This window comes from Cellulomonas sp. P4_B5_2 (assembly GCF_056402235.1).
Genome location: NZ_JBFUHU010000258.1, coordinates 1 through 8,880 on the forward strand (window position 1 = coordinate 1; position 8,880 = coordinate 8,880).

Here is an 8,880-nt window from a genome sequence, read left to right on the forward strand (position 1 = left end):
GCGTACGCGCTGTACGACCCGCCGCCGGAGTACGCGCAGACCTCGAGCACCGGCCACCGAGGCTGGACCACAGGCGTCGACATCCTCCAGGTCACGTCCCGGGAGGCGACCGACTCGGCGTCGGGCACGCGCGACGTCCTGCTGGTCAGCGACCGGCTGCCCACCGGGGCGACCCCCGGACCCGACCTGCCCATGGCGCTCGCCCCCTCCGCCGGTCCAGGCGTGAAGGGCATCGTCGAGGCCATCCGCACCCTCGTCGGCGGCGTGGCCGACGGGCTCCCCGACCTCCCGCCGCTGCCCGCGGCCGACATCCTGCGCCGTGTCCCCCCGCGCACCCGTGCCCTGCCGCTCCCCCGGCCCGACGACGTCAGCGGGACCACGGAGGCGATCATCGAGGCGGTCCTCGACCTGGACGGCTCGTATCTCGCGGTCCAGGGGCCGCCCGGCACCGGCAAGACGTACACCGGCGGCCACGTGATCGCCGCGCTCGCCGCCCAGGGCTGGACGGTGGGCGTCGTCGCACAGTCGCACGCCGTCGTGGAGAACATGCTGCGTGCCGTGAACGCCGCCGGCCTGCCGGCGGAGCAGATCGGCAAGAAGGCGCAGGACCAGCACCCCGCCGACGCCGTCTGGCAGTCGTTGCCGAAGGGCAAGGACGCGACCGCGTTCCACGCCCGGCAGCCCGGCGGCTTCGTCGTCGGCGGTACCAAGTGGGACTTCACGAGCCGCGACCGCGTCCCCGAGGGCGGCTTCGACCTGCTGGTGGTCGACGAGGCCGGCCAGTTCGCGCTGGCCGACACGATCGCGGTGTCCACCGCGGCGCGGAACCTGCTGCTGCTCGGCGACCCGCAGCAGCTCCCGCAGGTGACCCAGGGCCGGCACCCGGAGCCGGTGGACCGGTCCGCCCTCGGATGGCTCGTGGACGGCCAGGACACGCTGCCCGACGAGCTCGGGTACTTCCTGGCCCGCACGTGGCGGATGCACCCGGCACTCTGCGCGGCCGTCTCGCGCCTCTCCTACGAGGACCGCCTGACCGCGGTCCCGCACACCGCCGACCGCTCGCTCGACGGCGTCGCGCCCGGGCTGCGGACGATCGTGGTCGACCACGCCGGCAACGCGGTCTCGTCGCCCGAGGAAGCCGCCGTGGTCGTGGACCAGGTCCGGGACCTGCTCGGTCGCTCTTGGACGGACGGGTCGACCCGGCCGCTGACCGGGGAGGACATCCTCGTCGTCGCCCCCTACAACGCCCAGGTCTGGACGGTCCGCCGCGCGCTCGACGCAGCCGGGATCAGCGGCGTCCGCGTGGGCACGGTCGACAAGTTCCAGGGCCAGGAGGCCGCGGTCGTGCTGGTCACCACCTGCGCGTCGTCGGCGGACGACGTGCCGCGCGGGATGGAGTTCCTGCTCAACCGCAACCGGCTGAACGTCGCAGTCTCCCGGGCGCAGTGGTGCGCGATCATCGTCCGCTCCGCCCGCCTGACCGACTACCTGCCGGCACGCCCGGAGCAGCTGGCGGAGCTGGGCGCGTTCATCGGCCTCTGCTCGAGCTGACGGTCGTTCTCGCCGCGCGCATCCCGGACGAACCGGGTAGAACCGAACCCCATGACCATCGTCGGCTTCCACAACTCGCACGAGCAGGTCCATCCCGCCGCGCTCCTGGCGGCCACCCAGCGCGCGGAGCAGGCGGGGTTCGACGCCGCCATGTGCTCGGACCACTGGGCCCCCTGGTCGGTCCGGCAGGGGCACTCCGGGTTCGCCTGGACATGGCTCGGCGCCGCGTTGGCGACGACCGGGCTGCCGCTGGGCGTCGTGAACGCGCCGGGCCAGCGGTACCACCCGGCGATCATCGCGCAGGCCGCGGCGACGCTCGCGGCGATGTTCCCCGGACGGTTCTGGGTGGCGCTGGGCTCGGGCGAGAACGTCAACGAGCACATCACCGGCGGGCGCTGGCCGGCCAAGGCGGAGCGGGACGCGCGGCTGCGGGAGTGCGTCGAGATCATCCGCGCGCTGCTGGACGGCGAGGAGGTCACGCACGACGGGCTGGTCACGGTGGACCGGGCCAAGCTGTGGACGCTTCCCGACGAGAAGCCGCTGCTCATCGGTCCCGCGGTGACGCCCGCGACGGCGCGCGCGCACGCCGGGTGGGCCGACGGGCTGGTCACAGTGAACCAGTCGCCGGAGGTCCTCAAGCAGGTGGTGCAGGAGTACCGCGACGCCGGTGGGCGCGGCGCCCTGACCCTGCAGGTGCACGTGTCGTGGGCACCGTCCGCGGAGACCGCCCTGGCCGTGGCCCGGGACCAGATGGCCGGCCAGGTGTTCGGCCCGCCGGTGGCGTGGGACCTGGACACCCCCGAGGCGTTCGACTCCCTCGGGACCCATGTCGGCGACGAGGCCCTGCGTCGCAGCGTGCTGGTCGACCACGACCCGGCACGCCTGGCCGACCGGGTGAGCGAGCTCGTGGCCATCGGCTTCGACGCGGTCTACCTGCACCAGGTGGCGACGGACCCCGCACCGAGCGACGAGAAGCACGACGACGCCGCCCCCACGAGCACCCCGCGCAGCGCGACCCTCGACGCGTTCGTCGACATGGCCGCCGAGCACCTCCTCCCCCAGCTGAAGCAGGTGACCGCATGAGGATCCACGACACCGGCGACCTCTGGTGGAAGAACGCCGTCATCTACTGCCTGGACGTCGAGACGTTCATGGACTGGAACGACGACGGCGTCGGCGACCTGCCCGGCCTGGTCCAGCGCATCGACCACCTGGCCGACCTGGGCGTCACGTGCCTGTGGCTCATGCCCTTCTACCCGACGGCCGACTTCGACGACGGCTACGACATCTCCGACTTCTACGGGGTCGACCCGCGCCTCGGGCACTCCGGTGACCTGGTCGAGGTCGTCCGGACGGCCAAGGACCGCGGGATCCGGGTGATCGTCGACCTCGTCGTCAACCACACCTCCGAGAAGCACCCGTGGTTCCAGAGCGCGCGCAAGAGCAAGGACAGCCCCTACCGCGACTTCTACGTGTGGCGCTCGGACAAGCCGCCGTCCACCAAGGACAAGGTCGTCTTCCCCGACAAGGAGGCGGGCATCTGGACCAAGGACGACGCCACGGGCGAGTGGTACCGGCACACGTTCTACCACCAGCAGCCGGACCTCAACACGGCGAACCCGCAGGTCAGGGACGCGATCGCCAAGGTGATCGGCTACTGGGCGGAGCTCGGGCTGAGCGGGTTCCGCGTCGACGCCGTGCCGTTCTTCCTGGCCGACGCCGCGAAGACCCCGGGCGACACGGTGGAGGACAAGCACGACTTCCTCAAGGAGCTGCGTTCGTTCCTCACGCGCCGGGTGGGCGACGCGATCCTCATGGGCGAGGTGAACCTGCCCTACGAGGAGCAGAGGCAGTACTTCGGCGGAGGCGCGGCGGACAGCGACGAGCTCACGCTCCAGTTCGACTTCATCGGGATGCAGAACCTGTACCTGGCCCTGGCCCGGGAGGACGCGCGGCCCATCGCGAAGGCCCTGGACGACCGGCCGGAGATCCCGCACGACGCCCAGTGGGCCACCTTCGTCCGCAACCACGACGAGCTCACGCTGGACAAGCTGTCGGAGGACGAGAAGCAGGAGGTGTTCGCCGCCTTCGGCCCGGACCCCGACATGCAGCTGTACGGGCGGGGACTCAGGAGGCGCCTCCCGACGATGCTCGGCGGCGACCCGCGGCGCATCCGGATGGTCTACTCCCTGCTCTTCTCGCTGCCCGGCACCCCGGTGCTGTTCTACGGCGAGGAGATCGGCATGGGCGAGAACCTGGCCGCCGAGGGCCGGCTGGCCGTCCGCACGCCGATGCAGTGGACCTCGGGCGTGAACGGCGGCTTCTCGCGCGCCCCGAAGCGCAAGCTGTCCGGCCCGGTGACCGAGGGCGGGTTCTCCCCGGAGCACGTCAACGTCGCCGACCAGCGCCGCGACCCCGACTCCCTGCTGAGCTTCGTCCAGCTGCTCATCCGGCGCTACCGAGAGTGCCCCGAGCTCGGCTGGACGACGCGGGCGGAGATCCTCGACCAGCCGCACGCGTCCGTGCTCGCGCACCGCAGCACCTGGGACGACGGCTCGCTGGTCGCACTGCACAACCTGGGTGCCGAGCCGGCGATGGTCCCGCTGCGGTTCGCCGACTACGACGACACGGTCCGGCTGGTCGACCTGCTCCAGGACGGCTCGTGCACGATCGACGCCCGCGGGGCCACCGAGGTGGAGCTCGACGGCTACGGGTACCGCTGGCTGCGCGTGGTCCGGGAGGGCGACCGGCGGCTGCTCTGAAGCGATTCGCGCCGCCCAGCCACCGGGCCGCTCAGCGGGCTCCCAGCAATCTCGCGTACCGTGCCGAGGTCCGCCGCCTCCCCGGGCGGGACCCGAACCGACGGAGGACCCTCGTGCGCCGCACGACCACCGCCCGCCGCGGCCTTGCCGCCGCAGCTCTCGCCCTGACCCTCGGCCTCTCGCTGGCCGCCTGCGCCGGCGACTCGGCCGACGACCCGACGCCCTCCGCGACGTCGACGTCGACCGCCGACCCCGCCGACGTGGCCGCACTGGCCAAGGTCAAGGTCGAGGGCGAGCCCGGCAGCAAGCCCACCATCACGCTCCCGACGACGCCGTTCACGGTCAGCGCTCTCGTGGTCCGCGTGGTCGACGAGGGCACGGGCGACGAGATCACCGAGGGCCAGACCCTCTCGATCGAGACGGCCGCGGTCAGCGGCACGGACGGCACCGAGCTCGGTGACACCTACGCGGCCGACAGCCCGCCCGAGAAGATCGTCGCCGACGACCAGCTGCTCCCCGACCTGCACGACGCGCTCGTCGGCCAGAAGGTCGGCGTCCGCATCCTGTTCGCCGTCCCGGACGGCGAGGGCACCAACGTCGTCGTCGGCGAGGTCGTCGAGGCCAACGACACCGTGCCGGCCCTCGAGCGCGCCGAGGGCGAGGCCGTGACTCCTCCCGCCGGCCTGCCGACCGTCACGCTCGACGCCGACGGCAAGCCGTCGATCACGCCGATCGCCGACCCGGCCCCCACGACGCTCGTCGTGCAGCCGCTGATCAAGGGCACCGGCGCCGAGGTGACCGCGGACCAGACCCTGACCGTGAACTACACCGGCTGGCTCTGGGACGGCACGCAGTTCGACTCGTCCTGGGACTCGGGCGAGCCCGCGACGTTCGCACTGAACGGCGTCATCGCCGGCTGGACGCAGGGTCTGACCGGCCAGACGGTCGGCAGCCAGGTGCTCCTGGTCATCCCGCCGGACCTCGGTTACGGCGACCAGGCCAGCGAGACGATCCCCGCCGGATCGACGCTGATCTTCGTCGTCGACATCCTCGGGGCCGTCTGACCGACCGAACGGAGTACGAGCCCGGGACGCGCCGGTGGCTCAGGAGCAACCTCGAACCAGGAGTGAGCCATGGACCAGGCATCGACGCCGCGGATCCGGACGGTGGCGCTCCTGGGCGCCGCCGGGTCCGGCAAGACGACTCTCACGGAGTCGTTGCTGCACCGGGCCGGGGTGCTCACCCGAGCGGGCCGCGTCGAGGACGGCTCGACGGTGACCGACCACGAGCCGGAGGAGATCGCGCGCGGGATCTCCCTGGGCCTCGGCGTCGCCCCCTTTCCGTGGACCGCGACGGACGGCAACGCCTACGACGTGACGCTGCTGGACGCGCCCGGCTCGGCGGACTTCGCGGGCGCGGTCGACGCCGCGCTGGCGGCCGCGGACCTCGCACTGATCGTGGTCAGCGCGGTCGACGGGGTGCAGGCGGGCACGCACGCCGCGTGGCGGCTCGCGGCCGAGGCCGGGGTGCCGCGGATGGTCGTCGTCACCAAGGAGGACAAGGCCCGGGCCGACTTCCGGCACGTGCTGGCGGACCTGCGCACGGCGTTCGGCGACGGGCTGGTCCCGCTCGAGCTGCCGCTGGGCGAGGAGACGTCGTTCACGGGCGTCGCCGACGTGCTCAGCGAGCAGGGCCTGGCCTACGACCGGGACGGCCACCACCACACCGAGGCCCTGCCGGCCGGGCTCGCCGACGAGGAGCACCGCCTGCACGACGAGGTGACCGAGGAGATCGTCGCGCACGACGACGACCAGCTGGAGCGCTACCTGTCGGGCGAGGTGCCCAGCACGGCCGAGCTGGAGAGCACCCTCGCGCAGGAGGTCCGGGCCTGCGAGGCGTTCCCCGTGCTGCTGGCGTCCGGCGTGACCGGGGTGGGCGTGGACCGGCTCGCGGACCTGCTGTGCGAGCTCGGGCCGTCGCCGGCGGACCGGACCGCCCGCGTGCAGGCCGGGAAGACCGAGGTCGAGGTCGCCGCCGACCCGGCGGGGCCGACGCTGCTGTACGCGTTCCGGACGCTGGCGGACCCCTTCGTCGGCCAGGTGACCATGTTCAGGGTGCTGTCCGGCACGGTCCGCAACGGCGACCGGCTGCTCAACACCGCGACCCGGACGGAGGAGCGCATCCCCGGACTGTTCCGGCTGCGCGGCAAGGAGCACCTCCCGGTCGACGCCGTCCCCGCGGGGCAGATCGGCGCCGTCGCCAAGCTCACCGGGACCCCGTCGGGGAGCCTGCTGGCGGAACGCACCGGGCCGGGCGCGTCGATGACCGCCCGGCCTCCCCGTGCCCGGGACACCGTCTACGCCCTCGCGCTCGAACCCGTGACCCAGTCCGACGACGACCGCCTCTCCGCCGCGCTGTCCCGCCTGACCGCCGAGGACCCGACCCTGAGCATCGACCGCTCCGGCGACAGCACGGTGCTGCGCGGGCTCGGTGACACGCACCTGGCGGTCGCGCTGGAACGGCTCGCGCGCGTGTTCGGGGTGCACGTGAGCACCTCGCCGGTGCCGGTCGGGTACCGGGAGACGATCCGTCGGCCGGTCGAGGCGGAGGGCAAGGTCAAGAAGCAGTCCGGCGGGCACGGGCAGTTCGCGGTGGTGCAGCTGCGGGTGTCGCCGCTGCCGCACGGGTCCGGGTTCGAGTTCGTCGACGCCATCGTCGGCGGTGCGATCCCCCGCACCTACGTCCAGGCGGTGCACAAGGGCGTCGTCGAGGCGATGGCCTCGGGCGGCCCGCACGGGTACCCCGTGGTGGACCTGCGCGTTGAGGTCTACGACGGCAAGTCGCACTCGGTCGACTCCTCGGACATGGCGTTCCGCACCGCCGCGGGCAACGGGGTGCGCGAGGCCCTGCACTCCGCGGGGACGACCGTCCTGGAGCCGATCAGCCACGTGTCCGTCACGGTGCCGATCGCCGCGCAGGGCGACGTGATGAGCGACCTGAGCGCGCGCCGGGGGCACATCAACGCGACGACGTCCCTCGACGACGGGCTGGTGCGCATCGACGCCTCGGTGCCGGAGGCCGAGCTGGGTCGGTACGTGCTGGACCTGCGCTCGCTCACCGGGGGCCGCGCGGAGCTGACCATCGCGCCCGACCGGTTCGAGGTCTGCCCGGACCACCTGGTCCCCGCGTGACCGAGCTCGCTGAGCTGGCCCGCCTCGTGCGGGAGTTCAGCACCGAGCGCGACTGGCAGCAGTTCCACGACCCCAAGTCCGTGATCCTGGCGCTCGTCGGGGAGGTCGGGGAGCTGGCGGAGCTGTTCCAGTGGGTGCCCGCGGACGACGCGGTCGCGCAGTTCTCCGCACCCGACCGTCATGCGCGCGTCGCCGAGGAGATGGCCGACGTCCTCGTCTACCTGGTGTGCCTGGCGGACGTGCTCGGCGTCGACCTGGGTGAGGCGGCGCGCGCCAAGCTGGCCGCCTCGCACCTGCGGTTCGCCGCCGACCAGGTCCGGGGCGTCGCACCCCACAAGCCGTAGCCTCGACACCATGGCCCGGTACTTCGACGTCCACCCCGAGAACCCCCAGCCGCGGTCGATCGCGCAGGTGGTGGACCTGCTGCGCCACGACGCGGTGATCGCGTACCCGACGGACTCCTGCTACGCGCTGGGCTCCCGCATCGACAACCACGACGGCGCCGACCGCATCCGCAAGATCCGGCACCTCGACGACCGCCACCACTTCACGCTGGTCTGCGCCGACTTCGCGCAGCTGGGCCAGCTGGTGCACCTGGACAACAGCGCCTTCCGCGCCATCAAGGCGGCGACCCCCGGCCCGTACACGTTCATCCTGCTGGCCACCCCCGAGGTGCCCCGGCGGCTGGCGCACGCGAAGAAGCGGTCGGTCGGYGTCCGCATCCCGAACCACCCGGTGGCCCAGGCGATCCTGCGCGAGCTCGGCGAACCCCTCCTGTCCAGCACCCTCCTGATGCCCGGCCACGAGTGGCCGATGGTCGAGGGCTGGCAGATCAAGGAGGAGCTGGACCTGGTGCTCGACGCGGTGGTCGACGCCGGCGACTGCGGCACGGAGCCGACGACGGTGGTCGACTGGACGGAGGGCACCCCGGAGGTGGTCCGCGTGGGCGCCGGGGACCCGGACCGGTTCTGACCCCGCAGCACCCCGAGCTCGGTGGTTGCTGCAGAACTCGGTAGCTCTACCCACCGATCTCGACTGGAAGCACCGAGCTCGAGGAGCGGCACATGGCTTACGTGGGGGTCGTCGGACCGTCGGACGCGTCGTCCGACGAGCGCACCGCCGCTGAGGAGCTCGGGCGGGCTCTCGCCGAGCGTGGGCACGTCGTCGTCTGCGGCGGGCTCGGCGGGGTGATGGCGGCGGTCTCGCGCGGAGCTGCGGCAGCCGGCGGGACCGTGGTCGGCCTGCTCCCGGGGACCGACCGGGCAGAGGCCAACCCCGATGTCACCGTCGCGATCCCCACCGGGCTCGGCGAGCTGCGCAACGCGCTCCTGGTGCGGTCGAGCGACGTCGTCGTGAGCGTCGGAGGGTCCTGGGGC

At 72.9% G+C, this 8,880-nt stretch carries 8 protein-coding genes; all 8 read left to right on the top strand.

Going from position 1 to position 8,880, the window contains the following annotated elements; genetic code table 11:
• A partial coding sequence (locus AC1DUQ_RS16735; RefSeq protein ID WP_477074174.1) for a DEAD/DEAH box helicase occupies nucleotides 1–1,551 on the top strand: 1,551 nt, incomplete at its 5' end.
• A 51-nt stretch (nucleotides 1,552–1,602) separates the two neighbouring features.
• Nucleotides 1,603–2,634 (top strand): TIGR03885 family FMN-dependent LLM class oxidoreductase, encoded by a 1,032-nt coding sequence (locus AC1DUQ_RS16740; RefSeq protein ID WP_477059741.1) that lies wholly within the window; start codon nucleotides 1,603–1,605, stop codon nucleotides 2,632–2,634.
• The gene (locus AC1DUQ_RS16745) at nucleotides 2,631–4,313 is read left to right on the top strand and encodes an alpha-amylase family protein (RefSeq protein WP_477059740.1); all 1,683 of its coding nucleotides are present in this window, start codon (nucleotides 2,631–2,633) and stop codon (nucleotides 4,311–4,313) included. The genes AC1DUQ_RS16740 and AC1DUQ_RS16745 overlap by 4 nt, the downstream gene beginning before the upstream one ends.
• A gap of 113 nt (nucleotides 4,314–4,426) precedes the next feature.
• Nucleotides 4,427–5,377 (top strand): FKBP-type peptidyl-prolyl cis-trans isomerase, encoded by a 951-nt coding sequence (locus AC1DUQ_RS16750; RefSeq protein WP_477059739.1) that lies wholly within the window; start codon nucleotides 4,427–4,429, stop codon nucleotides 5,375–5,377.
• A gap of 69 nt (nucleotides 5,378–5,446) precedes the next feature.
• Nucleotides 5,447–7,504, top strand: a complete 2,058-nt coding sequence (locus tag AC1DUQ_RS16755; protein ID WP_477059738.1) for an elongation factor G — start codon at nucleotides 5,447–5,449, stop codon at nucleotides 7,502–7,504.
• Nucleotides 7,501–7,848: a nucleotide pyrophosphohydrolase gene (locus tag AC1DUQ_RS16760; RefSeq protein WP_477059737.1), complete on the top strand. Its 348-nt coding sequence runs from the start codon at nucleotides 7,501–7,503 to the stop codon at nucleotides 7,846–7,848. Before AC1DUQ_RS16755 ends, AC1DUQ_RS16760 begins: the two co-directional genes overlap by 4 nt.
• A gap of 10 nt (nucleotides 7,849–7,858) precedes the next feature.
• Nucleotides 7,859–8,476: an L-threonylcarbamoyladenylate synthase gene (locus AC1DUQ_RS16765; protein WP_477059736.1), complete on the top strand. Its 618-nt coding sequence runs from the start codon at nucleotides 7,859–7,861 to the stop codon at nucleotides 8,474–8,476.
• A gap of 56 nt (nucleotides 8,477–8,532) precedes the next feature.
• A partial coding sequence (locus AC1DUQ_RS16770) for a TIGR00725 family protein (protein ID WP_477074175.1) occupies nucleotides 8,533–8,880 on the top strand: 348 nt, incomplete at its 3' end.

Bases quoted from the DNA above. Each gene is read 5' to 3' on its own strand.
- AC1DUQ_RS16745 (WP_477059740.1), top strand. From the start codon at position 2,631: ATGAGGATCCACGACACCGGCGACCTCTGGTGGAAGAACGCCGTCATC.
- AC1DUQ_RS16740 (WP_477059741.1), top strand. From the start codon at position 1,603: ATGACCATCGTCGGCTTCCACAACTCGCACGAGCAGGTCCATCCCGCC.
- AC1DUQ_RS16755 (WP_477059738.1), top strand. From the start codon at position 5,447: ATGGACCAGGCATCGACGCCGCGGATCCGGACGGTGGCGCTCCTGGGC.